The sequence below is a fragment of the Arthrobacter nitrophenolicus genome (genome assembly GCF_045833485.1).
GTDB lineage: Bacteria > Actinomycetota > Actinomycetes > Actinomycetales > Micrococcaceae > Arthrobacter > Arthrobacter nitrophenolicus.
In genome coordinates, this window is sequence record NZ_CP174504.1 from 2,168,877 (window position 1) to 2,191,747 (window position 22,871).

At 68.1% G+C, this 22,871-nt stretch carries 25 protein-coding genes and 1 riboswitch; of the genes, 14 read left to right on the top strand and 11 right to left on the bottom strand.

The window, feature by feature from the left end; genetic code table 11:
* Positions 1 to 59 precede the first annotated feature (59 nt).
* The 6 genes from lipA to gcvP all read right to left on the bottom strand — a co-directional run bounded on the left by lipA (position 60) and on the right by gcvP (position 8,474).
* Complete coding sequence (lipA, locus tag ACJJV6_RS10155; RefSeq protein ID WP_407708848.1) at positions 60 to 1,073, bottom strand: lipoyl synthase; 1,014 nt, start codon at positions 1,071 to 1,073, stop codon at positions 60 to 62.
* 23 nt (positions 1,074 to 1,096) lie between these two features.
* Positions 1,097 to 2,554 (bottom strand): L-serine ammonia-lyase, encoded by a 1,458-nt coding sequence (locus ACJJV6_RS10160; protein WP_354176600.1) that lies wholly within the window; start codon positions 2,552 to 2,554, stop codon positions 1,097 to 1,099.
* 78 nt (positions 2,555 to 2,632) lie between these two features.
* A complete protein-coding gene (gene glyA, locus ACJJV6_RS10165) occupies positions 2,633 to 3,955 on the bottom strand; it encodes a serine hydroxymethyltransferase (RefSeq protein WP_009359670.1) in 1,323 nt (440 codons plus the stop codon).
* Positions 3,952 to 4,335, bottom strand: a complete 384-nt coding sequence (gcvH, locus tag ACJJV6_RS10170) for a glycine cleavage system protein GcvH (RefSeq protein WP_009359669.1) — start codon at positions 4,333 to 4,335, stop codon at positions 3,952 to 3,954. Before gcvH ends, glyA begins: the two co-directional genes overlap by 4 nt.
* 85 nt (positions 4,336 to 4,420) lie before the next feature.
* Positions 4,421 to 5,554 (bottom strand): glycine cleavage system aminomethyltransferase GcvT, encoded by a 1,134-nt coding sequence (gene gcvT, locus ACJJV6_RS10175; protein ID WP_354176598.1) that lies wholly within the window; start codon positions 5,552 to 5,554, stop codon positions 4,421 to 4,423.
* Between the two features lie 67 nt (positions 5,555 to 5,621).
* A complete protein-coding gene (gene gcvP / locus ACJJV6_RS10180; protein WP_407708849.1) occupies positions 5,622 to 8,474 on the bottom strand; it encodes an aminomethyl-transferring glycine dehydrogenase in 2,853 nt (950 codons plus the stop codon).
* A 160-nt stretch (positions 8,475 to 8,634) separates the two neighbouring features.
* Positions 8,635 to 8,735: riboswitch (glycine riboswitch) on the bottom strand.
* A gap of 206 nt (positions 8,736 to 8,941) precedes the next feature.
* Here gcvP and ACJJV6_RS10185 point away from each other — a divergent pair.
* Complete coding sequence (locus ACJJV6_RS10185; protein WP_009359647.1) at positions 8,942 to 9,751, top strand: hypothetical protein; 810 nt, start codon at positions 8,942 to 8,944, stop codon at positions 9,749 to 9,751.
* Positions 9,735 to 10,484: a LamB/YcsF family protein gene (locus ACJJV6_RS10190; RefSeq protein ID WP_009359648.1), complete on the top strand. Its 750-nt coding sequence runs from the start codon at positions 9,735 to 9,737 to the stop codon at positions 10,482 to 10,484. Before ACJJV6_RS10185 ends, ACJJV6_RS10190 begins: the two co-directional genes overlap by 17 nt.
* Positions 10,485 to 10,521: 37 nt before the next feature.
* On the opposite strand, the gene ACJJV6_RS10195 is transcribed toward ACJJV6_RS10190, so the two are convergent.
* Positions 10,522 to 11,868, bottom strand: coding sequence for a DUF445 domain-containing protein (locus ACJJV6_RS10195; protein ID WP_035753987.1), 1,347 nt, complete (start codon positions 11,866 to 11,868; stop codon positions 10,522 to 10,524).
* A 49-nt stretch (positions 11,869 to 11,917) separates the two neighbouring features.
* On the opposite strand from ACJJV6_RS10195, the gene ACJJV6_RS10200 reads away from it, so the two are divergent.
* The 6 genes from ACJJV6_RS10200 (at position 11,918) to ACJJV6_RS10225 (ending at position 15,976) form a co-directional block, all read left to right on the top strand.
* A complete protein-coding gene (locus ACJJV6_RS10200) occupies positions 11,918 to 12,817 on the top strand; it encodes a glycerophosphodiester phosphodiesterase family protein (protein WP_009359650.1) in 900 nt (299 codons plus the stop codon).
* A gap of 7 nt (positions 12,818 to 12,824) precedes the next feature.
* Positions 12,825 to 14,171 carry a CoA transferase gene (locus ACJJV6_RS10205; RefSeq protein ID WP_354177390.1) on the top strand — a complete coding sequence of 449 codons (1,347 nt, stop codon included), beginning with the start codon at positions 12,825 to 12,827 and terminating at the stop codon, positions 14,169 to 14,171.
* Between the two features lie 58 nt (positions 14,172 to 14,229).
* On the top strand, positions 14,230 to 15,012 hold the full coding sequence (locus tag ACJJV6_RS10210) for an AzlC family ABC transporter permease (RefSeq protein WP_354177391.1): 783 nt from the start codon (positions 14,230 to 14,232) through the stop codon (positions 15,010 to 15,012).
* Positions 15,009 to 15,320, top strand: coding sequence for an AzlD domain-containing protein (locus ACJJV6_RS10215; protein ID WP_009359655.1), 312 nt, complete (start codon positions 15,009 to 15,011; stop codon positions 15,318 to 15,320). Before ACJJV6_RS10210 ends, ACJJV6_RS10215 begins: the two co-directional genes overlap by 4 nt.
* Before the next feature lie 114 nt (positions 15,321 to 15,434).
* Positions 15,435 to 15,689 carry a hypothetical protein gene (locus ACJJV6_RS10220; RefSeq protein ID WP_009359656.1) on the top strand — a complete coding sequence of 85 codons (255 nt, stop codon included), beginning with the start codon at positions 15,435 to 15,437 and terminating at the stop codon, positions 15,687 to 15,689.
* 71 nt (positions 15,690 to 15,760) lie between these two features.
* The gene (locus ACJJV6_RS10225; RefSeq protein WP_009359657.1) at positions 15,761 to 15,976 is read left to right on the top strand and encodes a hypothetical protein; all 216 of its coding nucleotides are present in this window, start codon (positions 15,761 to 15,763) and stop codon (positions 15,974 to 15,976) included.
* Positions 15,977 to 15,994: 18 nt separating this feature from the next.
* On the opposite strand, the gene ACJJV6_RS10230 is transcribed toward ACJJV6_RS10225, so the two are convergent.
* A complete protein-coding gene (locus ACJJV6_RS10230; protein ID WP_009359658.1) occupies positions 15,995 to 16,219 on the bottom strand; it encodes a hypothetical protein in 225 nt (74 codons plus the stop codon).
* A 178-nt stretch (positions 16,220 to 16,397) separates the two neighbouring features.
* Positions 16,398 to 17,060 (bottom strand): TetR/AcrR family transcriptional regulator, encoded by a 663-nt coding sequence (locus ACJJV6_RS10235; RefSeq protein ID WP_133348290.1) that lies wholly within the window; start codon positions 17,058 to 17,060, stop codon positions 16,398 to 16,400.
* 121 nt (positions 17,061 to 17,181) lie between these two features.
* Here ACJJV6_RS10235 and ACJJV6_RS10240 point away from each other — a divergent pair, with 121 nt between their 5' ends.
* The 6 genes from ACJJV6_RS10240 (at position 17,182) to ACJJV6_RS10265 (ending at position 22,185) form a co-directional block, all read left to right on the top strand.
* On the top strand, positions 17,182 to 17,505 hold the full coding sequence (locus ACJJV6_RS10240) for a thiamine-binding protein (protein WP_009359620.1): 324 nt from the start codon (positions 17,182 to 17,184) through the stop codon (positions 17,503 to 17,505).
* A 73-nt stretch (positions 17,506 to 17,578) separates the two neighbouring features.
* Positions 17,579 to 18,256 carry an O-methyltransferase gene (locus ACJJV6_RS10245; RefSeq protein WP_035753964.1) on the top strand — a complete coding sequence of 226 codons (678 nt, stop codon included), beginning with the start codon at positions 17,579 to 17,581 and terminating at the stop codon, positions 18,254 to 18,256.
* Positions 18,257 to 18,392: 136 nt separating this feature from the next.
* Complete coding sequence (locus tag ACJJV6_RS10250; protein WP_009359622.1) at positions 18,393 to 18,872, top strand: Dps family protein; 480 nt, start codon at positions 18,393 to 18,395, stop codon at positions 18,870 to 18,872.
* A gap of 135 nt (positions 18,873 to 19,007) precedes the next feature.
* Positions 19,008 to 20,003 (top strand): hypothetical protein, encoded by a 996-nt coding sequence (locus ACJJV6_RS10255; protein ID WP_235047114.1) that lies wholly within the window; start codon positions 19,008 to 19,010, stop codon positions 20,001 to 20,003.
* Positions 19,997 to 21,385: a bifunctional PIG-L family deacetylase/class I SAM-dependent methyltransferase gene (locus ACJJV6_RS10260; RefSeq protein ID WP_009359624.1), complete on the top strand. Its 1,389-nt coding sequence runs from the start codon at positions 19,997 to 19,999 to the stop codon at positions 21,383 to 21,385. Before ACJJV6_RS10255 ends, ACJJV6_RS10260 begins: the two co-directional genes overlap by 7 nt.
* Complete coding sequence (locus ACJJV6_RS10265) at positions 21,382 to 22,185, top strand: glycosyltransferase (protein ID WP_354177395.1); 804 nt, start codon at positions 21,382 to 21,384, stop codon at positions 22,183 to 22,185. The genes ACJJV6_RS10260 and ACJJV6_RS10265 overlap by 4 nt, the downstream gene beginning before the upstream one ends.
* Before the next feature lie 72 nt (positions 22,186 to 22,257).
* On the opposite strand, the gene ACJJV6_RS10270 is transcribed toward ACJJV6_RS10265, so the two are convergent.
* Both ACJJV6_RS10270 and ACJJV6_RS10275 read right to left on the bottom strand, forming a co-directional pair.
* A complete protein-coding gene (locus ACJJV6_RS10270) occupies positions 22,258 to 22,434 on the bottom strand; it encodes a CsbD family protein (RefSeq protein WP_009359626.1) in 177 nt (58 codons plus the stop codon).
* Between the two features lie 133 nt (positions 22,435 to 22,567).
* Positions 22,568 to 22,825: a hypothetical protein gene (locus tag ACJJV6_RS10275; protein ID WP_009359627.1), complete on the bottom strand. Its 258-nt coding sequence runs from the start codon at positions 22,823 to 22,825 to the stop codon at positions 22,568 to 22,570.
* Positions 22,826 to 22,871 lie beyond the last annotated feature (46 nt).

Below are 22,871 nucleotides of genomic sequence, written 5' to 3' on the forward strand. Positions count from 1 at the left end.
GCCCCAGTTTAAGCCCGCCCTTGCCGGCCTGGTGCCCCCAACCTGCACCAGGCAGGCGCTTATCCCGCGAGGAGGCTGGCGGCTTCCTGGCGGGTGGTGCCGGAGTCCTGGATGCCGTCGGCGATGTGGGCGAGTTCGGCGGGGATGTCGCGGCCTTTTTTGCGCATGGCGGTGGCCCAGAGCCTGCCGGCGCGGTAGGAGGAGCGGACCAGGGGGCCGGACATGACGCCGAGGAAGCCGATTTCTTCGGCTTCGTGCTGGAGGTCCAGGAATTCCTGGGGCTTGACCCAGCGGTCCACGGGCAGGTGCCGTTCGGAGGGGCGCAGGTACTGGGTGATGGTGATCAGGTCGCAGCCGGCCTGGTGGAGGTCGCGGAGGGCTTCGCTGATTTCTTCGCGGGTTTCGCCCATGCCCAGGATGAGGTTGGATTTGGTGACCATGCCCTGGTTCCGGCCTTGGGTGATGACGTCCAGGGAGCGTTCGTAGCGGAACGCGGGGCGGATGCGCTTGAAGATCCTGGGCACGGTTTCGACGTTGTGGGCGAAGACTTCGGGTTTGGAGTCGCAGATCGCGGTGATGTGCCCGGGGTTGCCGGAGAAGTCGGGGATGAGCAGTTCGACGCCGGTGCCGGGGTTCAGTTCGTGGATTTTGCGGACGGTTTCGGCGTAGAGCCAGACGCCTTCGTCTTCGAGGTCGTCGCGGGCGACGCCGGTGACGGTGGCGTAGCGGAGTTGCATGGATTGGACGGAGCGGGCCACCTTGGTGGGTTCGAAGCGGTCCAGGGGTGAGGGTTTGCCGGTGTCGATCTGGCAGAAGTCGCAGCGGCGGGTGCATTCGGAGCCGCCGATGAGGAAGGTGGCTTCCTTGTCTTCCCAGCATTCGAAGATGTTGGGGCAGCCGGCTTCCTCGCAGACCGTGTGCAGGCCTTCTTTTTTGACGAGGTTCTTCAGTCCGACGAACTCCGGGCCCATCTGGACCTTGGCCTTGATCCACTCGGGCTTGCGCTCCACCGGGACGACCGCGTTGCGCTGCTCGATCCGCAGCATCTTCCGGCCTTCGGGTGCCAGTGTCATGGTGTTGTTTCCTTTGTTGGGGTTCAGCATTCGACGACGTTGACGGCGAGGCCGCCCATGGCGGTTTCTTTGTATTTGTCGCTCATGTCCTTGCCGGTTTCGCGCATGGTGATGATGACTTCGTCGAGGGAGACGCGGTGGGTGCCGTCGCCCCAGAGCGCCATTTTCGCGGCGTTGATCGCTTTCGCGGCAGCGATCGCGTTCCGTTCGATGCAGGGCACCTGGACCAGCCCGCCGATCGGGTCACAGGTCAGGCCCAGGTTGTGTTCCATCGCGATCTCCGCGGCGTTTTCCACCTGCGCCGGGGACCCGCCCATCACCTCGGCCAGGCCCGCCGCGGCCATCGACGACGCCGACCCGACCTCGCCCTGGCAGCCGACCTCCGCCCCGGAAATCGAGGCCTGTTCCTTGTACAGCACCCCCACCGCGCCCGCGGCCAGCAAAAACCTGACCACCACACCGTCCCGGTCCTGCCGGGTGGCTTTGTCCATGCCCGGCGCGAAATGCAGCGCGTAGAACAGCACCGCCGGGATAATCCCGGCCGCCCCGTTCGTCGGCGCCGTGACCACCCTGCCGCCGGTCGCGTTCTCCTCGTTCACCGCCAGCGCCACCAGGTTCACCCACTCCTGCCAGTACCTGGGATCGAACGGGCCCGCGTCCCACGCAGCATCCCGGTCCTGGCTGTCGCCGCCGGGGTTTGCGCTTTCCTTCTTGAGCCGTTCGTACCAGTCCGGGGCGCGGCGGCGCACGTTCAACCCGCCCGGCAACACCCCGGACCGCTTCAGCGACGTGGCCACGCAGTTCTCCATCACGGACCAGATCTGCAACAGCCCGGCCCGGATCTCCTCCCCGGTCCGGGAGGCTTTCTCGTTGACCAGCATCACATCGGCGATGCCCAGCCCGGTGTCCCGGCAGTGCGCCAACAGTTCCGCAGCGGTCCGGAACGGCAACGGCAGTTCCTGCTTGGAGGCCTCAAGTTCCTGCTGCGCGGCGTCCTCTTCGCCTTCCCGGACGATGAACCCGCCACCGACCGAGAAGAACGTCGCCGCATGCAGCACCTCCCCGGCCGCGTCCGTGACCGTAAACGTCATCCCGTTCGTGTGCCGCGGCAGCACCGTCAACGGCCGCAGGACCATGTCCTTCACCCCGTACGGCAACGGCACACCCTGCCCGCCGGCCCCGGCGAGGTTCAACACCCCGGTCTCCGCAATCGAGGCCAGCCGCTCCTCCACCTCACCGGGCAGGATCAACTCCGGATGGAACCCCTCCAACCCCAGCAGGATGGCCGTCATCGTCCCGTGCCCGTGCCCCGTCGCCGCCAGCGACCCATACAAATCAACCCGCAACCCCGCCACGGACCCCAGCCCGCCCGAAGCCTTCAGCTCCTCCGCGAACACCGCAGCAGCCCGCATCGGCCCCACAGTGTGAGAACTTGAGGGACCAATGCCAATAGAGAAAAGGTCGAATACGCCGACTGCCATGAGGGGATTCCTTACTGGAGATGTGAAAGGGGTTTCGACGGGCTCAACCACCGGTGGTTGAGCCCGTCGAAACCGGGTTCAGGACAGTGGTGCCACGTCCGGGTAGAGCGGATGCGCCGACGCCAGGACCTCGACGCGGTGACGCAGCCCCGAAAGGTCCGCGTCGGCGTCGGCCGTCAAAGCCGCGGCGATGATGTCCGCGACCTCGCGGAAGGCGTCCCCGCCGAAGCCGCGGGTGGCCAGTGCGGGGGTGCCGATGCGCAGGCCGGAGGTGACCATCGGCGGGCGGGGGTCGAAGGGGACGGCGTTGCGGTTGACGGTGATGTCGATCGCGGCGAGCCGGTCTTCGGCCTGCTGGCCGTCGAGTTCGCAGTTCCGCAGGTCCACGAGGACCAGGTGCACGTCGGTGCCGCCGGAAACCACGGTGATGCCCTTGGCGGCAACGTCGGGCTGGACCAGGCGCTCGGCGAGGATCCGGGCGCCGGCGAGGACGCGCTCCTGGCGCTCCTTGAACTCGGAGGACGCGGCGATCTTGAACGCCACGGCCTTGCCGGCGATGACGTGCTCCAGCGGCCCGCCCTGCTGGCCCGGGAACACAGCCGAGTTGATCTTCTTGGCGATGTCGGCGTCGTTGCTGAGGATGATCCCGCCGCGCGGACCGGCGAGGGTCTTGTGCGTGGTGGACGTGGTGACGTGTGCGTGCGGCACGGGGGAGGGGTGCAGCCCGGCGGCGACCAGCCCGGCAAAGTGGGCCATGTCCACCATGAGGTAGGCGCCCACGGAATCGGCGATGCGGCGGAACTCGGCGAAGTCCAGCTGCCGGGCGTACGCGGACCAGCCGGCCACGATCAGCGCCGGCTTGGTTTCCTGGGCCAGGCGCTCCACTTCGGCCATGTCCACGGTGTGGGTGTCCTCGCGGACGCCGTACGGCACCACGTTGTAGAGCTTGCCGGAGAAGTTGATCTTCATCCCGTGCGTCAGGTGGCCGCCGTGGGCCAGGTTCAGGCCCATGATGGTGTCGCCGGGCTTGATCAGCGCGTGCATCACCGAGGCGTTCGCCTGCGCGCCGGAGTGCGGCTGCACATTGGCGAAGTCCGCGCCGAACAGGGCCTTGATCCGGTCGATGGCGAGCTGCTCGATGACGTCCACGTGCTCGCAGCCGCCGTAGTAACGCTTGCCCGGGTAGCCCTCGGCGTACTTGTTGGTGAGCACGGAGCCCTGTGCCTGCATGACGGCGACGGCGGTGTGGTTCTCCGAGGCGATCATCTCCAGGCCGTCGCGCTGGCGGCCCAGTTCGTCGTCGATCTTGGCCGCGATCTCCGGGTCCAGGGCGGACAGGTCCGCATTCAGGCTGGGGGAGGCCACCTGTTCGAACGCGCCCACTTCTGCCGGGGCGCTCACAGCTCGCCGCCGTTTGCTGCCGCGTACTCTTCGGCGGACATAAGCGGGCCTTCCTCGGTGACGGCGACCTTGAAGAGCCAGCCTGCGCCGTAGGGGTCGGTGTTGATCAGCGCTGGGTCGGAGACCACGCCGTCATTGATTTCGGTGACCTCACCGGTCACCGGGGCGTACAGGTCGGATACGGACTTGGTGGATTCCACCTCGCCGCAGGTTTCGCCGGCGGTCACGGTGGAGCCGACCTCGGGCAGGTCCACGTAGACGATGTCGCCCAGGGCATCGGCGGCGACGGCGGAGATGCCGATTCCGGCAGGCCCGGATCCGTCAGCAGCCACCCATTCGTGCTCGGCGGAGTACTTCAGTTCAGCAACAACTTTGCTCATTATTTTCGGTCTTTCTGTTGGTGTAGGGGTTTCGACGGGCTCAACCACCGGGACGGTGATCGAGCCTGTCGAGATCCAGGCCTGGTTACTTGTTGCGCTTGTAGAAGGGGAGTTCGACGACTTCGAAGCGCTCGGGCTTGCCGCGGAGGTCGATGTCCAGGACGGTTCCGGGGGCGGAGTGTTCGACGGCGACATAGGCCATGGCCACCGGGTAGCCGAGGGTGGGGCTCGGCTGGCCGGAGGTCACCTCGCCTACCAGGGTGCCGTCCTGCAGGACCGGGTAGTGCGCGCGGGCTGCACGGCGTCCGGTGCCTTTGAGGCCCACGAGCTTTTGGCCCACGGTGGAGCCGACGCCTGCGGCCTTGATGGCAGCCAGCGCCTCCTTGCCCACGAAGTCGCTTTCCTTGGCAAGGGAAACCACCGGACCGAGTCCCGCAGCGTAGGCGTTGACGTGGCGCGAGAGTTCGTTGCCGTAGAGGGGCATCCCGGCTTCGAGGCGGAGTGAGTCGCGGGCGGCAAGGCCTGCGGGGATCAGCCCGTGTTCTTCGCCGGCAGCGAGCAGTGCCTCCCAGAGCGCGGGTGCGTCCACGTTGGGAATGTAGATTTCGAAGCCGTCCTCGCCGGTGTAGCCGGTGCGGGCAATCAGCAGGTCCTGGACAGAGCCGTTGACCGCGACGCCGGCCTCCACGGCAGCGTAGTACTTCAGCTCAGTGACCAGGGCGTGCTGGTCGGCCGGGACGAGTTCCAGCAGGATGGCCTGGGCTGCCGGGCCCTGCACGGCAATCAGCGAGGTTTCCGCTGAAGCGTCCTCCACGACCACGTCGAAGCCCGCGGCCCGGTCACGCAGTGCCGCGGCAACCACGGTGGCGTTGCCAGCGTTGGGGACCACCAGGTAGCGGTCATCTGCTCGGCGGTAGGAGATCAGGTCATCGATGATGCCGCCGTCGGCGTCGCAGATCAGCGAGTACTTGGCCTTGCCCACGGCCACGGCGGACAGCTTCCCCGCAAGGGCGTAGTCCAGGAATGCTGCGGCTTGGGGGCCGGTGACCCAGACTTCGCCCATGTGGGAGAGGTCGAACAGCCCCGCGCTCTTGCGGACCGCGTGGTGTTCGGCCAGCTCGGAGTTGTATTTGAGGGGCATCTGCCAGCCGCCGAAGTCGGTGAAGGACGCGCCGGCTTTCTTGTGCTGCTCGTAGAGAGCGGTGTAGTTCTCGGTCATGGGGATCCTTTCGGGCCGGAGGTTGAGCTTGTCGAAACCCGGGTTTCGACAGGCTCAACCACCGAAATCAGTTTTCGAACTCGGAGAGCGGCGGGCAGGAGCAGATGAGGTTGCGGTCGCCTGCGGCGCCGTCGATCCGGCCGACGGGCGGGAAGTACTTGTCCTGCCGGAGGTGGTGGACCGGGAACGCGGCCTGCTCACGCGGGTAGGCACGGTCCCAGTCGGAGGACACGACGGCGGCTGCCGTGTGCGGTGCCCGGCGCAGCGGGGAATCGGCCACGGCGAAGTCACCGGCGGCCACCTGGTCGATTTCCTTGCGGATGGTGATCATCGCCTCGATGAACCGGTCGATCTCGGCCAGGTCCTCGGACTCGGTGGGTTCCACCATCAGCGTCCCGGCCACGGGGAAGGACAGGGTGGGGGCGTGGAAGCCGAAGTCGATGAGCCGCTTGGCCACATCCTCCGCGGTGACCCCGGTCTTCGCGGTGAGCTCGCGCAGGTCCAGGATGCACTCGTGCGCCACGAGCCCGCCCTCGCCGGTGTAGAGCACGGGGAAGTACTCGTTCAGCCGGGACGCCACATAGTTCGCCGCCAGCAGCGCCGACTTGGTGGCCTCGGTCAGGCCCTGCCCGCCCATCAGCTTCACATACGCCCACGAAATGGGGAGGACACCGGCAGAGCCAAAGCGTGACGCCGAGATGGCAAGGCCGTGGCCTTCCTCATGAGCGGCCTTATTGGCATCACCGGGCATAAACGGCGCCAGGTGCGCCTTCGCTGCGACGGGTCCGACGCCGGGTCCGCCGCCGCCGTGCGGGATGCAGAATGTCTTGTGCAGGTTCAGGTGCGAGACGTCCCCGCCGAACTTGCCCGGCTGCGCCAGGCCCACCAGGGCGTTCAGGTTCGCGCCGTCGATGTACACCTGCCCGCCCGCGGCGTGCACGGCATCGCAGACCTCACGGACATCCCCGTCGTACACCCCGTGCGTGGACGGGTAGGTGATCATGATCGCCGACAGGGCATCCTTATGCGCCTCGATCTTCGCGTACAGGTCAGCATGGTCGATCGTGCCGTCGGCCGCCGTGGCCACCACGACGACCTTCATCCCGGCCAGCACCGCCGACGCGGCGTTGGTGCCGTGCGCGGAGGCAGGGATCAGGCACACGTTGCGCTGACCCTCACCACGGGAGCGGTGGTAGCCGCGGATCGCCAGCAGGCCCGCGAGCTCGCCCTGCGACCCCGCGTTGGGCTGGATGGACACCTGGTCATACCCGGTGATCTCGGCCAAATCAGCCTCCAGGCCCGTGATCAGCTCACGCCAGCCCTCGGTCTGCGAATCCGGGGCGAACGGATGGATCGAGGCGAACTCCGGCCACGAAATGGCTTCCATCTCGGCCGTAGCGTTCAGCTTCATCGTGCAGGAACCCAGCGGGATCATGGTGCGGTCCAACGCCAGGTCCCGGTCGGACAGCTTCCGGATATACCGCAGCAGCTGGGTCTCCGACCGGTGCGTGTTGAACACCGGATGCTGCAGGAAGTCCGAAGTGCGGAGCACGGCTGCGGGCAGCTCGAAGCCCTGCGCGTCCCCGACGGGACCGGCGCCGAAGGCGACGGCAACGGCGGACAGCGTTGCCGCCGTCGTCGTCTCATCGATGGAGACACCCACGGTGTCCTCGTCGATGAAGCGGAGGTTGATGCCCCGGGCCTCTGCGGCGGTCAGGACCTTGCGGGCCTTGCCCGGCACGCGGACGGTGAGGGTGTCAAAGAACGAATCGGTGACGAGTTCCCGGCCCACGGCCGCCAGCGCTGTGGCGAGGATCCGGGCGTTGTGGTTGACCCGCTCGGCGATGGCCTTCAGCCCGTCCGGGCCGTGGTAGACGGCGTAGAAGGACGACACGATGGCCAGCAGCGCCTGGGCGGTGCAGATGTTGGACGTGGCCTTCTCGCGGCGGATGTGCTGTTCGCGGGTCTGCAGGGCCAGACGGTGGGCGGGGGCGCCGGCGTCGTCCTTGGAGACACCGACGATGCGGCCGGGAAGCGTGCGTTCCATGCCGGTCCGGATCGCCATGTACGCGGCGTGCGGGCCGCCAAAGAACAGCGGGACGCCGAAACGCTGGGTGGAGCCGACGGCGATATCCGCACCCTGCTCACCGGGAGGGGTGATCAGGGTCAGGGCCAGCAGGTCGGCGGCAACCGTGACAAGTGCGCCGCGCTCCTTGGCCGCCGAGATGGCCGCGGACTGGTCCCAGACCCGGCCGGACACGCCGGGCTGCTGGAGGACGATGCCGTTGATGGCGCCGTCGGGAAGGCCCTTGGAAAGATCGGCGACCTCCACGTCGAAGCCCAGGGCCTCGGCCCGGCCCTGCACGATGGCGATGGTCTGTGGCAGGCAGTCGGCGTCCAGCACCGTCTTGCCGTCCTTGGCGTCCTTGTTTTTGTTGGCCCTGCGCATCAGCAGGACGGCCTCGGCAACCGCGGTGGCCTCGTCCAGCAGCGACGCGTTTGCGACCGGAAGGGCGGTCAAGTCCTGGACCATGGTCTGGAAGTTCAGGAGGGCCTCAAGCCGGCCCTGCGAAATCTCGGGCTGGTACGGGGTGTAGGCGGTGTACCAGGCCGGGGATTCCAGGATGTTGCGGCGGATCACCGGGGGTGTCACGGTGTCGTAGTAGCCCTGCCCGATCATCTGGACAGCAGTCTTGTTCCTGGCGGCGAGCCTGCGCAGTTCGGCAAGGACCTCCACCTCGCTGAGGGCCCCGCCAAGCCGGAGCGCGTGCTCCTGGCGGATGGCTCCCGGAACGGCAACGTCCACGAGCCCGTCCACGCTGTCGTAGCCGATGGCCTTGAGCATGGTGTCGACGTCGGCCTGGCGGCGCGCGCCGATATGGCGGTCGGCAAAGGCCGATGGGTTGGATTGAATCGTCATGAGGAACTCCAGGTCTGGCCGGCCACGAATGGCACGGCATGGATGGGTTCCTCCCCGCTCTGTATTGGACCTGAGAGATTCCGAGGACACCTGCTCTTGGCAGGGCACTCTTGCACCGTCGGTGAGTCCGGCAGGAAACCGGACTGCTTTCCAGAGTCGCCTCGCCGTGACGGTACATGGGCCTGAGAGATTCCTGGGGAGGATTTGCTCCTACGGCGCCTGTCCGGTGGTGGTCCGGGAGGGCTCTCCCGTCACAGCTCGAAAGGCAGTATTCAAATGTGGGTGATTCGGCTCACAAGGTACACGCTGTTGCTGGCCGCTGGCAAATCGGGGCGCGGCAGCACCGTTGCAAAGGCGGTTCGGGCGGCGGGCCACGGCGCAGAAGTTAAGCATGCTTAGTGTTGATCCACTTAGGATGGAGGAGCACGGCAGCCTTCCCGCTGCAGGTCGATTTGAATGAGGTGACCATGGCCAGGCGCAGCAATCCCGCAGTACGAATCGCACAGGAAACCGCCCACAACGCGGTGTTCGACGCCGAGGGCAATCCCAAGCCCGGTGTCCACAACATGCTGCTGAAGGCGGTGGAAATCCAGCGTCCGTTCGTGGTGGCCTATGTCCGGCGGCTGCAGAAGAGGCATCCGCGTGCCACCGCCGCCCAGCTGGCCGACATCCTGGAGCGCGACTACCTGCGCGCCGTCACCGGCGGCGGGGCGGTGGTGGGTGCCACCGCCGCGGTGCCCGGTGTGGGGACGGTGGCGTCGCTGGGGCTTTCCGCTGCAGCCACTGTCGGATTCCTGGAAGCCACAGCCCTGTATGCCACCTCGCTGGCCGAACTCCACGGCATCCGGCTGACCAACCCGGAGAAGGCCAGCACCATGGTTATGGCCATCATGCTGGGTGAGGAGGGGACCGCACTCCTCAGCACACTGAGCGGCCAGGTGGCAGGCCGTGAAATGAACCCCACCAGGGCCTGGGGCAGCGTGCTGTCCAAATCGTTGCCGATGCCGGGCTTCAGCAGCATCCGGAACCGGATCCAGAAGGCCTTCCTCAAGAACCTGCTTAAACGCCAGGGCACGGCGCTGTTCGGCCGGGCCCTGCCCTTCGGGATCGGGGCGGTGGTCGGCGGAGCGGGTAACCTCATGATGGGCCGCGCCGTGGTGTCGAACGCCAAGGAAGCGTTCGGCCCGATGCCGGACACCATCCCCGGGGAGCTGACGGCAGCCGCAGCTCCTGACAAGCAGACGCTGGAAGGCAACACCTTTGGATCTCAACGCTGACCTCGGCGAATCATTCGGCTCCTGGAAGATGGGGGACGACGCTGCGATGTTCCAGCTGGTGACCAGCGCCAACGTAGCCTGCGGGTTCCACGCCGGCGACCCCATCACCATGCTGGACAGCTGCCGGGCAGCCTACGAGCTCGACGTCACTGTCGGTGCGCACGTGGGGTACCGGGACCTGGCAGGCTTCGGCAGGCGTTCGCTGGATGCCAGCTTCGATGAGCTGTTCGGCGATGTGCTGTACCAGCTGGGGGCGCTCGACGGTGTTGCGCACGCCGTGGGTGCCTCCGTGGACTACGTGAAGCCCCACGGGGCGCTCTACAACCGGCTGGTGCACGACGCCGGGCAGGCGGAGGCCGTGGTGGCAGCCGTCAGCGCCTACGATCCCGGGCTGCCCATCCTGGGGCTGCCGGGTTCGGAACTGCTGAAGCAGGCGCGGGAGGCCGGGCACCCGGTGTTCGTCGAAGCCTTCGCTGACCGCGCCTACCAGGCAGACGGAACGTTGGTCCCGCGCTCGCAGGAAGGCGCCGTCCTGCACGACGTCGATGCTGTGGTGGAGCGGGCGGTCCGGATGGCCACCAAGGGCGAAGTGGTGGCCGTGGACGGCACAGTGGTGCAGGTCCGGCCCGATTCGCTGTGCATCCACGGCGATACCCCGGGCGCCGTGGAGATGGCCGCGGGAGTGCGGGCAGGCCTGGTTGCTGCCGGCGTTGAACTGGAGTCGTTCGCCTAAGCGGCACTAGGCGGCAGGCCTCCGCCGGCAGCGGCGCTCAGCCGAAGACGAGATGCGCCGCCGTGAAGATCGCCAGCCCGGCCAGTGACCCCACCACCGTGCCGTTGATCCGGATGAACTGCAGGTCCTTGCCCACCTGGAGCTCGATTTTCTGCGACGTTTCCTCGGCGTCCCAGCGCGCCACGGTGTCGGTGATGACCCCGGCGATATCCGAGCGGTAGGTCCGCACCAGGTATCCGGCGGCGTCGCCGATCCAGGCGTTGACCTTGCCCGCGAGTTCGGGATCATTGACCAGCCGGGAACCGAAGTCCCGGACCGCTGCCTTGAACTTGATGGTCAGGTCGCTGTCCGGATCCTCCACGGCACCCAGCAGGGCGTTCTTCACCGTTCCCCACGTCCGGGAGGCGAGTTCGCGGACCTCGGGGTCCCCCAGGACCTGGGCCTTGATCTCCTCGGCGCGCGCGATCATGGCCGGATCGTGCTGCAGGTCCTGGGCGAGGTCGTTCAGGTACTTGTCGATCTGCTGGCGCACCTGGTGGTTCGGGTCCGCCTGCACGGCCCGGACGAACTTCAGGATTTCGACGTACACCTTGTCGCCCACCAGGCCGTCCACGAACTGCGGCACCCAGGTGGGGGAGCGGTCCGAAACAAGCCGGGTCACGGTTTCGTGGTTGTCGTCCACCCAGTCCGCTGCCCGGTCCACGAGCAGGTCAACGAGCTTGTGGTGGTGTCCGTCGTGGAAGATCCGCTCAGCCATCCTGCCCACCGGAGGTCCCCACGGCGGAGCCAGCAGGTGCTTGCGCACCATGCCCTCGATGACCGCCTGGACGTCGTCGTCGTTCAGGACCTTGAACGCGCCGCGGATGAGCGCCGCGCCTTCCTTGGCCACCCGGTTGGCACCGGCAGGCGTGGCGAGCCATTCGCCGGCCCGGCGGGCGATGTTGACGCTGGCCAGCTTCTCCTGGACCACCTGTTCGGACAGGAAGTTGGTCTCCACGAATTCGCCCAGCGAAGCGCCGATCTGGTCCTTCCGCCGCGGAATGATTGCGGTGTGCGGGATCTTGATGCCCATCGGGTACTTGAACAGCGCCGTCACGGCGAACCAGTCCGCCAGGGCGCCCACCATGCCGCCCTCCGCGGCCGCCCGCACGTACTGCAGCCAGGGGTACTCGTCCTGCAGCGCAAAGGCGATGACAAAAACCACGGCCATGGCGACCAGCAGGCCCAGGGCCACCAGCTTCATTTTCCGCAGCGCTGCCGCCTTTTCGGCATCGCCCGGGCTGAGGTGATGGACGACGGCGGCACGCGCCCTGGGGCGTCCTTTCGCCTGAGGCGGGGGCCCGGTGAGTGCTTCCTGGGTAGTTGGCTCAGAGTTCACCTGCATGTGCCAAGCCTAGCCCCGCAGTTCGGTCCGGGTCGGCTACCGTCTCTGCATGACGATTGAGGAGCCACTGCCGCAGCGGCCGCTGGTTTTTGCGCACCGCGGCGCGAGCGCCGCTTTCGCCGAACATACCCGGGCCGCCTACCTGCAGGCACTGGCGGACGGTGCCGACGGCGTTGAGTGCGATGTCCACCTCACCCGCGACCAGCATGTGGTCCTGCTGCATGACGCCAACCTGGACCGCACCTCGGACGGCACGGGGCCGGTGGCCGAGCGGACACTGCGTGAACTGCGGCACCTCGATTTCTCGTCGTGGAAGGGCGTGCGGATCCCGGAGGCGTACGGGGCCCGGTCGGCGCAGTTCCTCACCCTGCCCGAACTGTTGGACATCCTCCGGGGAGCCGGGCGGCCGGTCAGGCTCGCCATCGAACTGAAGCATCCAAGCCCGTACCAGCTGAAGCTGGAGGACAGGGTCCTGGAGCTGCTGCGCCGGGAAGGCTGGGACCCTGCCGGCTCCACCGTGGACAACGTGGCGGTGACCTTCATGAGCTTCAGCCCGGACTCCGTCCGGCACCTGCTCCGGTCCGTCCCCGCCCAATACATCTGCCAGCTGGTGGATGACATCAACATCCACGAAATCCGCGGCGGGCTCGGCCTGGGCCCCATCACCGGCGGGGCCATCGCCAACCTGATGAAAGCCACGCAGCTGGAAGGCGAGCGGATCCTGGACAGCCGCGTGGCAGGGTTGGCGGGGCCGGGCATCGATTATGTCCGCGGGCATCCGGCAACCATTAAGCGCTGGCTGGCTTCCGGCCGGCGGTTCCGCGTCTGGACGGTGGACTCCCCGGAGGATGTGGCCCTCTGCCAGGAACTCGGGATCCACGAACTCACCACCAATGTGCCCGCCCGGGTCCTGGGCCAGCTCCAGCTGGCCTCGCCGCAGGGACGGTAGGCCGGCCGTGGGCAAGCGGGCGGACGACGCCGGGCCCCGCCGCTGGTGGGCCGGACCCTTGGACGTGGAGGGCCTCGCCGTGGGCGCCGTTTCCGCCGCCGCCGCGGCCCTTGACGGGTACACCGGCGGGCGCGGAAGGTTTTCCACCACGCCGGCGCTGACCGCCGCCGCCTTCAATTCGTCCGGGCACCTGCGGATCGCCGGGCGGAAGCTGCAGGGGTTTGCCCCGCTGTCCGGCTTCCGGCGCACTCGGGACGGCTGGATCCGGCTCCACGCCAACTACCCGCACCACGAGCAGCGCCTGCTGCAGGCCCTCGGCGCGCGCTCCCCGGCCCAGGTGGATGCCGCGCTCCGGACCATGGCGACCCTTGAGGCGGAGGCAGCAATCCAGTCAGCGGGCGGAATCGCTGCTGCCGTCCGGACCCGCAGCGAGTGGCTGGCCTCCCCGATGGGTGAGGCTGCCGGTTCCGGCCCATGGATTTCCCTGACGTCCTCCGACGGCGAAACCACCCCCATGGGCCTGGCCGGGATACTGACGCCGGAGCCGGTGCCGGCAGGTCCTCCAGCCGTTAACGGGAAAACCACCCGGCCCCTTGCCGGCGTCCGTGTCCTGGACCTGACCAGGGTCATCGCCGGCCCGGTGGCCACGCGCCTCCTGGCTGCGCTCGGCGCGGACGTCCTGCGGATCGACCCGCCCCGGCTGCCGGAACTGTCCGACCAGTTCGTGGACACCTGCTTCGACAAACGCAGCGCCGAGGCGGACCTGGCCCTCCCGGAAAACCAGGAGCGGCTGCGCGACCTCCTTGCGGCCGCCGACGTTGTGGTCACCGGCTACCGGCAGGGGGCGCTGGACCGGTTCGGACTGGGGGCCGGGGACCTGCTGGAGGCCCGCCCGGGGCTGGCCGTGGTCACGCTGAACAGCTGGGGTGCAACAGGGCCGTGGAGCGGCCTGCGCGGCTTCGACAGCATTGTGCAGGCGGCTGCGGGCATAGCAGACCTGTACGGCCGGACCGACGACGACGGCTGGCACCCGGGTGCCCTGCCCGTCCAGGCGCTGGACCACGCCACCGGGTACGGAGCGGCAGCCGCAGCTGTCACGCTCCTTGCCCGCCGCCGTCGTACCGGCCTGGGCGGGACCGCGCGGCTGTCACTGGCGAGGACCGCCGCGGAGCTGTTCTCCCTGCCCGGAACCGACGACGCGGCAGCAGGACTGGCGCCGCCGGACTGCCGGACCATGGACAGCTCCTTCGGGGAGCTCCGGTACGTCCCGCCGCCGTTGCTGCTGGACGGGCAGCCCCTCGATTACCGCAATCCGCCCCCGCCCTACGGCAGCTCCGCCCTGGCCTGGGCCTGACCCCGGCAGCTGCCGGCCCGGTTTCAAGCGTCCACCCTCGCTGTGGTTGAGTTGGACCATGCTTCTCCTGGGATCACCGGCCGTCCGGGTAGGTATCTCCATCAGCATCGCCACCGGGCTGTACGGGCTGTCCTTCGGGGCACTGTCGGTCACGTCCGGGCTCAACTTCTGGCAGACCATGGCCCTCAGCCTCCTGCTCTTCAGCGGCGGCTCCCAGTTCGCGTTCATCGGCGTGGTGGGAGGCGGCGGTTCCGGCATCGCGGCCATGAGCGCGGCAACGCTGCTGGGCATGCGAAACGGCATCTACGGGATGCAGCTGAACGCGCTGCTTCGGCCCACCGGCTGGCGGAAATACGTCGGTGCTCAGCTGACCATCGACGAATCAACGGCCACCAGCACCGGGCAGGCTGATCCCGCAGAGCAGCGCCGCGGATTCTGGGCAGCCGGCATCGGAATCTACGTGCTGTGGAACCTGTTTACCGCCGTCGGCGCCCTGGCCGGCGCAGGCCTCGGGGACCCCAGGCAATGGGGCCTGGACGGCGCCGCGGTGGCCGCCTTCCTGGCCTTGCTCTGGCCCCGGCTCAAAGGCCGCGAGCCCGTGGCCATTGCCGTGGTGTGCGCTGTTGCAACGGTTATTGCCGTTCCCTTCGTGCCGGCGGGCGTGCCCATCCTGGTGGCCGCCGTCGTGGCGGCAGTCATTGGCTGGTTCAGTCACGGACGCAGCGACGAGGGCCTGGAACCCGACGTGGATCCTTACCGGGAGCACCACCGGCATGACGGGGGCCACGGCGGCAGGCACGACGGCGGCCATCACGGGACTGTTCCGGGAGCAGGCGCATGAGCCTCTGGTTCTGGCTGCTGGTGGCCTGCGCACTGGCCTATGCCTGGAAACTGGTGGGCTACCTGGTGCCGGCCCGCTTCCTGGAGAATCCGCGGATGTCGCGCATCGCAGGAACCATGACCATCGGGCTGCTCGCCTCCCTCACCATGGTCAATGCCGTGGCATCGGGCCAGTCGCTGGCCGCCGACGCACGGCTCGGGGCGCTGGCTGCGGCAGCGGTGGCCCTGGCGCTGCGCGCCCCGTTCCTGGTGGTGGTGCTCGCCGGAGCGGGAACGGCGGCGCTGCTGAGGCTGTTGGGCTGGAATTGACCGCCCACCGCCGGGGCCGCGCCGGGTGACGTAGGTCACTTCCAATGGCTGTCCCCGGCTGTACTATGGGAGCGGCTATGCAGTTGGCCACTGAATTCCCTGTGAACGGCGACCATGGACAATCAGCTGCACGCTGCCGGAGAAAGAGCCGGCCGACCCCGAAAAGATGCCCGGCGGCGGGCGGGGCTTCCTGCCAAACGCTTCTACACACGATTTGCTGCCCTGTCCGACGTCCCGCCGGAGGATCTTGAGCTGCTGGCCGAGAGGCTGCGCGCCGGCCTGACGGCCGATCCGTCGTCGCCGGTTCCAGCGCTGCAGGCCCTGGTGCGGCGGGAAATCCGCAAGAGGGGGGACGCGGCCAGCGGATGACCCGCAGCCCGGACAGCCAAAGTCCGGAGAGCGGCTGCAACGCCCCCTTGGCGGCCAAAGGAGGAACCGAGATGAACGCAGAATCCCAACCCGCGGGGGAGCGGTCAGGCAGGCGCTGGCCCGGCTACCGTGAGCCCCGGGGCGCCGAGTCCACCCGGGAAATGCGGGACACCGCGCGGCGGCGCAGGGACGCCGAGGAGAAACTGCAGCAGCATCTCCTGGAAGCGAAGGGCCATGTCCCCAACGAACACCGTGGTCATCGGGGGCCGGGCGGCGGGCGGGAATAGGTGCGGAAAGTCCCGGTGCTACGCCACTCCGTGGGCGGCGCCGTCACGCAGTGCGGCCCTGCGGCAGCTTTCTTCGACGGCCATGTCGTACCAGGCCTGGGCGCCGAATTCGGGTTCCGGCGTGTCAAGGTTCTGGTAGAGCGCGTCCAGCAGGTCCGCGAGTTCATTCGCGGTTAATGTGGGCAGGACTTCTTCCGGATCGCGCGGATTATTGAGGTAGTGCGAAAGCTTTGAACTGTTCATCGCGCCGCTGCCAGTGGGCGCCGGAAATGCAGGAACTGCATCATTGAGATCGCTCCATCTCGAATGTCCAGAGGCTGGCTGCGTAACCCTCTTGAAGTGTATTGCACAAGGCTGGAGGCCACAATGGGTCCCCCGGCGAGGGGACCGGCGGCCGCCAGGTCAGGGCAAATCCAAAAACCTACCCCAGCTCAGGGTCCTCCAGCGCGGCCAGGGGCGGCGCGGCCGGGGTGGTTGCGGCCGGCACCGGGACGTGCGGCGGCAGGGGCCGCGCGGGCCGGGTGGTGCGGATAGCGTCCTCCACCAGGGCCAGCGGCCGACGCCACGCGTCGGATCCTGGTTCCATGGTGTCCACCACGCCGATCAGCATGGCGAGCAGCCGGAACATGTCCGTCATGGAGATGTCGGGCCGAAGGCTTCCCTGCCCCTGCCCGCGCACCAGCAGGACGCTGATGGATTCCATGAGGGACCCGGTGATGCCCGTCAGCAGTTCCCGCCTGCCCGCCACGGCGCCCAACAGGTTGGCGTCGGCGCTGGAGGCATCCATGAGGGACTCCATCACCCGGAACAGGCCGGCGGCGGCGTCAATATCGGCCAGCGCGCCTTCGATCACGGGATCGACGGTGAGCCGGAGCTGGCGGTTCAAGGCCGCGAGGACGAGCTCCTCCTTGTCCGCAAAGTTCCGGAAGAGGGTGGCTGGGCCTACGCCTGCGGTCATTGCGATGGTCTGCAGGGGTACGTCCGGGCCGAATTCCCGGAAGCACTGGCGCGCCGCCGTGATGATCTTGTCCACGTTCCGCGCTGCGTCGGCGCGGAGGGGCTTGCGGGCGACTGCGAGGCTCATGCCCAAAAGGTTAGCAACGCGGCTGCGCACCTTCACCGTTACTGAAGGGTAGGAGCTTATGTGACGGCGGCGCTGCCCGCGCTGCCCGTTTCGCGGGCTGGCGGCGTGGCAAACTGGCACCATGTTGCTTGCGTTTTCTGTTGCCCCGTCCGGCACCCCCGCTGAAGGTTCCCGCCCGGGTGACGCCTCCGTCCACGATGCCGTTGCCGCCGCCGTGAAGATCGTCCGCGAGTCGGGACTTCCCAACCAGACGGACTCGATGTTCACCACCATCGAAGGCGAATGGGATGAGGTCTTCGACGTCGTCAAGCGCGCCACCGAAGCGGTAGGGCGTTACGGCAGCCGGGTATCCCTGGTGATCAAGGCAGACATCCGGCCCGGATACACAGGAGAGCTCACCGCCAAGGTGGAGCGCCTGGAGGGCGCCCTGGCGGACGGTTCCTGACACTTCCGTTGCGGTGCCCCGCAGTCCGGCTGATTCTCTGGACCAGCAAGTCCGCCCGTGCCAAACTGTGGCAATGTTCGAGCACAAACCCCGGCCGGAGTGGACGGCAGCTGAAGAGTTCCTGACACGCGTGGTGGTCCATCCGGACCCGGCCCTGGAGCAGGCCATCAGTTCCGCCGCGGAGGCGGGGATGCCAGCCATCGAGGTGGCGCCAAATGCCGGTAAGCTCCTCAAGCTCCTGGTTCAGCTGTCCGGTGCCCGCCGCGTCCTCGAAATCGGGACGCTTGCCGGTTTCAGCACCATCTGGATCGGCCGGGGGCTTCCCGAGGACGGCACGGTGGTCACCTGCGAATTCCTTCCCAAGCACGCGGAAGTAGCCTGGGCCAACATCGATTTTGCCGGTCTGGGCGAGAAGGTGGAGATCCGGCTGGGGCCCGCGCTGGAAACCCTGGCAGCACTCGCAGAGGAGGGCCGCGAGCCGTTCGACTTCATCTTCATCGACGCGGACAAGGAGAACAACAGCCGGTACCTGGACTGGGCGGTGCGGCTGGGCCGGCCCGGCGCCACCGTGGTCCTGGACAATACCGTCTGGGAGGGTGCCATCCTGGATCCTGACCTGGACCCGGTCAACGCCCCGGGCATTGTGGACGCCCTCAAGCTGCTGGGGGAGCACCCCAGGCTTGATGCCACCGTCATCCAGACGGTCGGTTCCAAGGGATGGGACGGCTTCGCGCTCGCGAGGATCAGCTAGCTGTATTGTCCCGACAGGCATGGGCAGCAGCCCGGCAGCGACATCCTGGCAGCGGCAGTGGCTGGCCCATTACTAAGTATGCTTAGAATGAGGTCCGGCTGAAGGGCAGCCGGCCAGGCCGCATCGGAGGTACTTGATGAAAGCGTCACCCACCCTTGCCAGCAACCTGCAGATGGTCCTCACCGACCTGATTGAGCTGCACCTGCAGGGAAAACAGGCCCACTGGAACCTCGTGGGCACGAACTTCCGCGACCTTCACCTGCAGCTCGACGAGATCATCGCTGCGGCCCGGCTTTTCGCGGACCAGACCGCCGAACGGATGCGGGCCCTGCACGCCCTGCCTGACGGGCGCAGCAGCACGGTCTCGGCCGACAACAGGCTGGACGAGTTCCCCGAGGGCCTCACGTCCACTAAGGACACCGTCAAGCTGATCACCGCGAGGCTGGAGCGCACGGTGCAGACGATGCGCGACGTCCACGACGACGTCGACGACGAAGACCCCACCAGCGCTGACCTGCTCCACGCAGCCATCGAGCGACTGGAACAGCTGGCCTGGATGGTCAACGCGGAAACCATGTCCCCCACCGCCTCCGTCACCGAGCCGGCCGCCAAATAGGTGGCAGTCGGGCAGGCGGTCCACAAAAAAGCGGATCAGCTCCACAGCGAAGCCGGCGGACCGGACGGAACCGGAGGCCCGCTCCGTCCGGTCCGCCTGGCGTCCCCGCCGGAAGATCTTGCAGGATGGACGCCGCTGCTCCAGGCCGTGCAGCGCAGCGTGGGCGACGTGCCCGCGCTGCTCCGCCTTGCTGCTGACGCGGGCCGCAGCTGGCCTCGGCCGGGCGAAGGGAACACTGCCCTGCTGTGGGAACTGCTGGCATCCGTCACCGCTGTGGACGTGGCGGCAGGCCGGGTCTTCGAGCCCCACCTTGATGCCCTGGCCATCCTCCACCAGGCCGGGGCGCCGTACGGGCTGGACCGCACTTGGGGCGTCTTTGCGGCTGAAGGGCCAGGGATGCTCCTCCGGGCAGAAGGCTCCGGCCCCGGCGTCCTCCTCACCGGCTCCAAGCCGTGGTGTTCCCTGGCGGGTCTGCTGCAGCACGCCGTCGTCACGGCACACACCGGCGACGGCGGCAGGGCAGCTTTCGCCGTGGACCTCAAACACAGCGGAGTGGCCTGTGACGAGCCGGGGTGGATTGCCCGCGGGCTCCGGGAGATCCCCAGTGGCACAGTCCACTTCGACCAGGTCCCCGCGGCAGCGGTCGGCACCGCCGGCTGGTACTTCAGCCGGCCCGGCTTCGCCTGGGGCGGCATGGGCGTTGCCGCGTGCTGGCTCGGCGGAGCGGTTGGGGTGGCCCGGGACTACCGCCGCGCCCTGCTGGCCGGGGCAGATGCGGGACGCGAACCGGACCAGCTGGCGCTCGCCTCCCTGGGCGAGGTGGACCGGATCCTGGCCTCGGCCCTCCAGTACCTTGCCCGGACCGCCCACGCGATCGACGAGGGAAGCCTCGGCACGGAGGAAGGCCGGAGCGCCTGGAGCGAGGCCTTGCGGGTACGCGGCACCGTTGCGGCAGCGGTGGAGCGGGTCCTGCACCTCGTCGGTTCCAACCGGGGACCGGCCCCGCTGGCCTTCGATGAGCAGTACGCCAAGCGCACGGCGGACCTTGCCCTCTACGTCCGGCAGCACCATGGCGGCCGCGACGACGCGCACCTGGGTGCGCTCACGCTCAAGGGCGACTGCGCGTGGTGACCTTCTCCCACACCGACCAGGGAACGGAAGAAGCCGCCTGGGAGGCTAGCGGCCTGCCGGTGGCGCCCGAACTGCCCCTCGGGCCGGACGAACGCGCAGCCCTGCGCTTCGTGGTCCTCGCTGCCCATCCCGATGATGAAACCCTTGGCGCCGGCGGCCTGCTCGCCTCCCTGCAGGCCACGGGCGCAGCAGTGGAAGTCCTGCTGTGCACAGCCGGCGAAGGTTCGCACCCTGACTCCCCGACCCATACGCCGGAGGAGCTTGCCGCTGTCCGGATCAGGGAGTTTTCCGAAGCCATGGCTGCCTTGGGCCTCCAGGACCGCTGGCACTTCCTGGGGCTGCCGGACAAGGGATTGGGCATGCACGCGGACACCATCGCCGCGGCCATCCGCGACGCCGGCCGCAGGCTTCGGGGAAACCCTGGCTCGCTGGTCCTGGTTGCTCCCTACCGTGCCGACGGCCACGCCGACCACGACGCCCTGGGCGCTGTCTCCGCTGAGGTTGCCCGCCAGGACGGCCACGGCCTGCTCGAGTACCCCATCTGGTACTGGCTGTGGGCCACTCCGGACCACGCGGACTGGCAGGACTGGCTGCGGTTCCCGCTGGACGCGACGGCCCGGGCGGCCAAGAACCAGGCCCTGCAGGCGCACTCATCCCAGGTCCGTCCGCTGTCGCCTGCAGCGGGGGACGAGGCCCTGCTGGGCGAGGGATTCCTGGGCCACTTCACCCGTGGCTACGAAATGTTCGCCTGGACGCCGCCACGGGAGACCCCGGCAGGCTCCCGCCGAAGCACCGACGCCGAACGGGTTTTCGATGACGTCCACGGGCGGTCCGAAGACCCGTGGAACTACACGTCCAGCTGGTATGAGCGGCGGAAACGTGCCCTGACGCTGGCCGCACTGCCTGCGGAGACGTACGGGTCGGGGCTGGAAGTGGGATGCTCGATCGGAACCCTGACCGCGGAACTCGCAGGCCGCTGCCGCAACCTCCTGGCTGTGGACGCGAGCGGGACGGCCCTGCAGCTGGCAGCCAGGCGGCTGGCCGGACTGCCTCATGTCGGGCTCCGCCAGCTGGTGGTGCCCCAGGCCTGGCCCGAAGGAAAGTTCGACCTGGTGGTGGTGTCCGAGGTGGGCTATTACCTCGCCGCCGATGAGCTTTCCGTGCTGTGGGACAGGATTGAAGCATCCCTCGAGCCTGGCGGGACACTGCTCCTCTGCCACTGGCGGCACCCGGTGGACGGCTGGGAGCTCGACGGCGACACGGTCCACGCCTTGGCAAGGAAGAGGCCCGGATGGAAGCCCGCCGGGCTCCACCGCGAACGCGATTTCGTCCTGGAAACGCTGGTGGCGCCCGCCAGTATCCGGCCGGGGGAGCGGCGATGACCACCGTGGGCTGCGAATGCGCTGCTTCCCTTTCCTTCGCCTGCCCGGACCATCCCGACGTCGGCTCCGTCATGGTGGTTGTCCCCGCACACAACGAGGAGTGGCACCTGGAGGGCTCAATCGCCAGTGTCCGTGCCGCCGTCGACGTCCTGCAGGCCGAGCAACCCGGCATCATCGTCCGCGCCATGCTGGTCCTGGACTCCTGCACGGACAACTCGTCCTTCCTCGCCCGGAAGTTCACGGCCGGCGACGGCCGGTTCGGCACCATGGAGGTTGCCTACCGCAGTGTCGGGCGGAGCCGGCGGGCCGGAATCCAGGCACTCTGGGCCCAGGCCGTGCCGGACGCCAGGGCGGCCTCCGGAACCTGGATAGCAAATACCGACGCCGACACGCGCGTCCCAGCGGACTGGCTGGTGCGCCAGCTCCAACTCGCGGCTGCCGGCGCGGATGTTGTCCTGGGCGCCGTGGAACCCGATGCGGACGGAATGGATCCGGAACTGCTGAGGCGCTGGCACCTGCGGCACCCGTTCGTGGAAAACCATCCGCACGTGTACGGGGCCAACCTGGGCGTCCGGGCCTCCGCCTATCGGGCAGCCGGAGGTTTTCCGCGTCACGAGTACGACGAAGACCGGACCCTCGTGGCCCGGCTCCGGGCGGCCGGGGCAGCCATCCATGCCACGGACAGCAACCGGGTGGTGACCTCGGGGCGGACAGCGGCGAGGGCTCCCCGCGGCTTCGCAGCCTACCTGCGGACCCTTGCCGGGGACTGCGGGGGAGCGGTGGGGGTTGCGGCGTTGTGAAGCACGCGCACTGGACCCCGGGCAAGCGAAAGGGTGCTGCCGCACCATGCGGCAGCACCCTTGCGCGTGGACCTAGTCCTTCTTGAAGGCGTCCTTGACCTTCTCGCCCGCCTGTTTCAGGTCGGCCTTTGTCTGGTCCATTTCGCCCTCGGCCCGGAGGTTTTCGTCGTCCGTGGCCCGGCCGGCGGCCTCCTTGGCTTTGCCGCCCATCTTCTCGGCGGCGTTGTCGATCTTGTCATCCAAACCCATGGCATTGCTCCCTTCGGCTGGTGGCCGGCGGACCATGATGCCCGCCGGCCATAATCCCATGCTAGCCAGACTCGGGACGCTCCAACAGGGGCTGTCCCGCCCTTGACCTGCACATACGTGGAAACCGGAAGGATCAGACCAGCGGCGGTGCGCTGGCCACGATGTAGTCGGCGGCCGCCGGCCCGGTCATGGACAGGTTGTTGCTGTCCGGGTTGATTCCGTGTTCCGCGAGGGCGTCCCAGAGTGCATCCGGTGACTGAAGCTGTGCTTTATGGATGAGGCACCAGCTGGTGTAGAGGCCGTAAAGTTCGTCGCGTCCAAGGCCCAGGCCGGGCTCCCTGTCCGGAACAACTGCTTCGGCAAGAAATTCTTCAAAGTGGTTAGCAGGCATGTCCGCTCATTAGGGTCGACCGTGATGCCGCCGTATCTGCTTCAGC

What these genes read in the sequence shown, in the direction of transcription:
- lipA (WP_407708848.1), bottom strand. Translation starts at nt 1,073, where the DNA reads ATGACACTGGCACCCGAAGGCCGGAAGATGCTGCGGATCGAGCAGCGC.
- ACJJV6_RS10160 (WP_354176600.1), bottom strand. Translation starts at nt 2,554, where the DNA reads ATGGCAGTCGGCGTATTCGACCTTTTCTCTATTGGCATTGGTCCCTCA.
- gcvH (WP_009359669.1), bottom strand. Translation starts at nt 4,335, where the DNA reads ATGAGCAAAGTTGTTGCTGAACTGAAGTACTCCGCCGAGCACGAATGG.
- gcvT (WP_354176598.1), bottom strand. Translation starts at nt 5,554, where the DNA reads ATGACCGAGAACTACACCGCTCTCTACGAGCAGCACAAGAAAGCCGGC.
- gcvP (WP_407708849.1), bottom strand. Translation starts at nt 8,474, where the DNA reads ATGACGATTCAATCCAACCCATCGGCCTTTGCCGACCGCCATATCGGC.
- ACJJV6_RS10185 (WP_009359647.1), top strand. Translation starts at nt 8,942, where the DNA reads ATGGCCAGGCGCAGCAATCCCGCAGTACGAATCGCACAGGAAACCGCC.
- ACJJV6_RS10195 (WP_035753987.1), bottom strand. Translation starts at nt 11,868, where the DNA reads ATGCAGGTGAACTCTGAGCCAACTACCCAGGAAGCACTCACCGGGCCC.
- ACJJV6_RS10200 (WP_009359650.1), top strand. Translation starts at nt 11,918, where the DNA reads ATGACGATTGAGGAGCCACTGCCGCAGCGGCCGCTGGTTTTTGCGCAC.
- ACJJV6_RS10210 (WP_354177391.1), top strand. Translation starts at nt 14,230, where the DNA reads ATGCTTCTCCTGGGATCACCGGCCGTCCGGGTAGGTATCTCCATCAGC.
- ACJJV6_RS10215 (WP_009359655.1), top strand. Translation starts at nt 15,009, where the DNA reads ATGAGCCTCTGGTTCTGGCTGCTGGTGGCCTGCGCACTGGCCTATGCC.
- ACJJV6_RS10220 (WP_009359656.1), top strand. Translation starts at nt 15,435, where the DNA reads ATGGACAATCAGCTGCACGCTGCCGGAGAAAGAGCCGGCCGACCCCGA.
- ACJJV6_RS10225 (WP_009359657.1), top strand. Translation starts at nt 15,761, where the DNA reads ATGAACGCAGAATCCCAACCCGCGGGGGAGCGGTCAGGCAGGCGCTGG.
- ACJJV6_RS10230 (WP_009359658.1), bottom strand. Translation starts at nt 16,219, where the DNA reads ATGAACAGTTCAAAGCTTTCGCACTACCTCAATAATCCGCGCGATCCG.
- ACJJV6_RS10235 (WP_133348290.1), bottom strand. Translation starts at nt 17,060, where the DNA reads ATGAGCCTCGCAGTCGCCCGCAAGCCCCTCCGCGCCGACGCAGCGCGG.
- ACJJV6_RS10240 (WP_009359620.1), top strand. Translation starts at nt 17,182, where the DNA reads ATGTTGCTTGCGTTTTCTGTTGCCCCGTCCGGCACCCCCGCTGAAGGT.
- ACJJV6_RS10245 (WP_035753964.1), top strand. Translation starts at nt 17,579, where the DNA reads ATGTTCGAGCACAAACCCCGGCCGGAGTGGACGGCAGCTGAAGAGTTC.
- ACJJV6_RS10250 (WP_009359622.1), top strand. Translation starts at nt 18,393, where the DNA reads ATGAAAGCGTCACCCACCCTTGCCAGCAACCTGCAGATGGTCCTCACC.
- ACJJV6_RS10265 (WP_354177395.1), top strand. Translation starts at nt 21,382, where the DNA reads ATGACCACCGTGGGCTGCGAATGCGCTGCTTCCCTTTCCTTCGCCTGC.
- ACJJV6_RS10270 (WP_009359626.1), bottom strand. Translation starts at nt 22,434, where the DNA reads ATGGGTTTGGATGACAAGATCGACAACGCCGCCGAGAAGATGGGCGGC.
- ACJJV6_RS10275 (WP_009359627.1), bottom strand. Translation starts at nt 22,825, where the DNA reads ATGCCTGCTAACCACTTTGAAGAATTTCTTGCCGAAGCAGTTGTTCCG.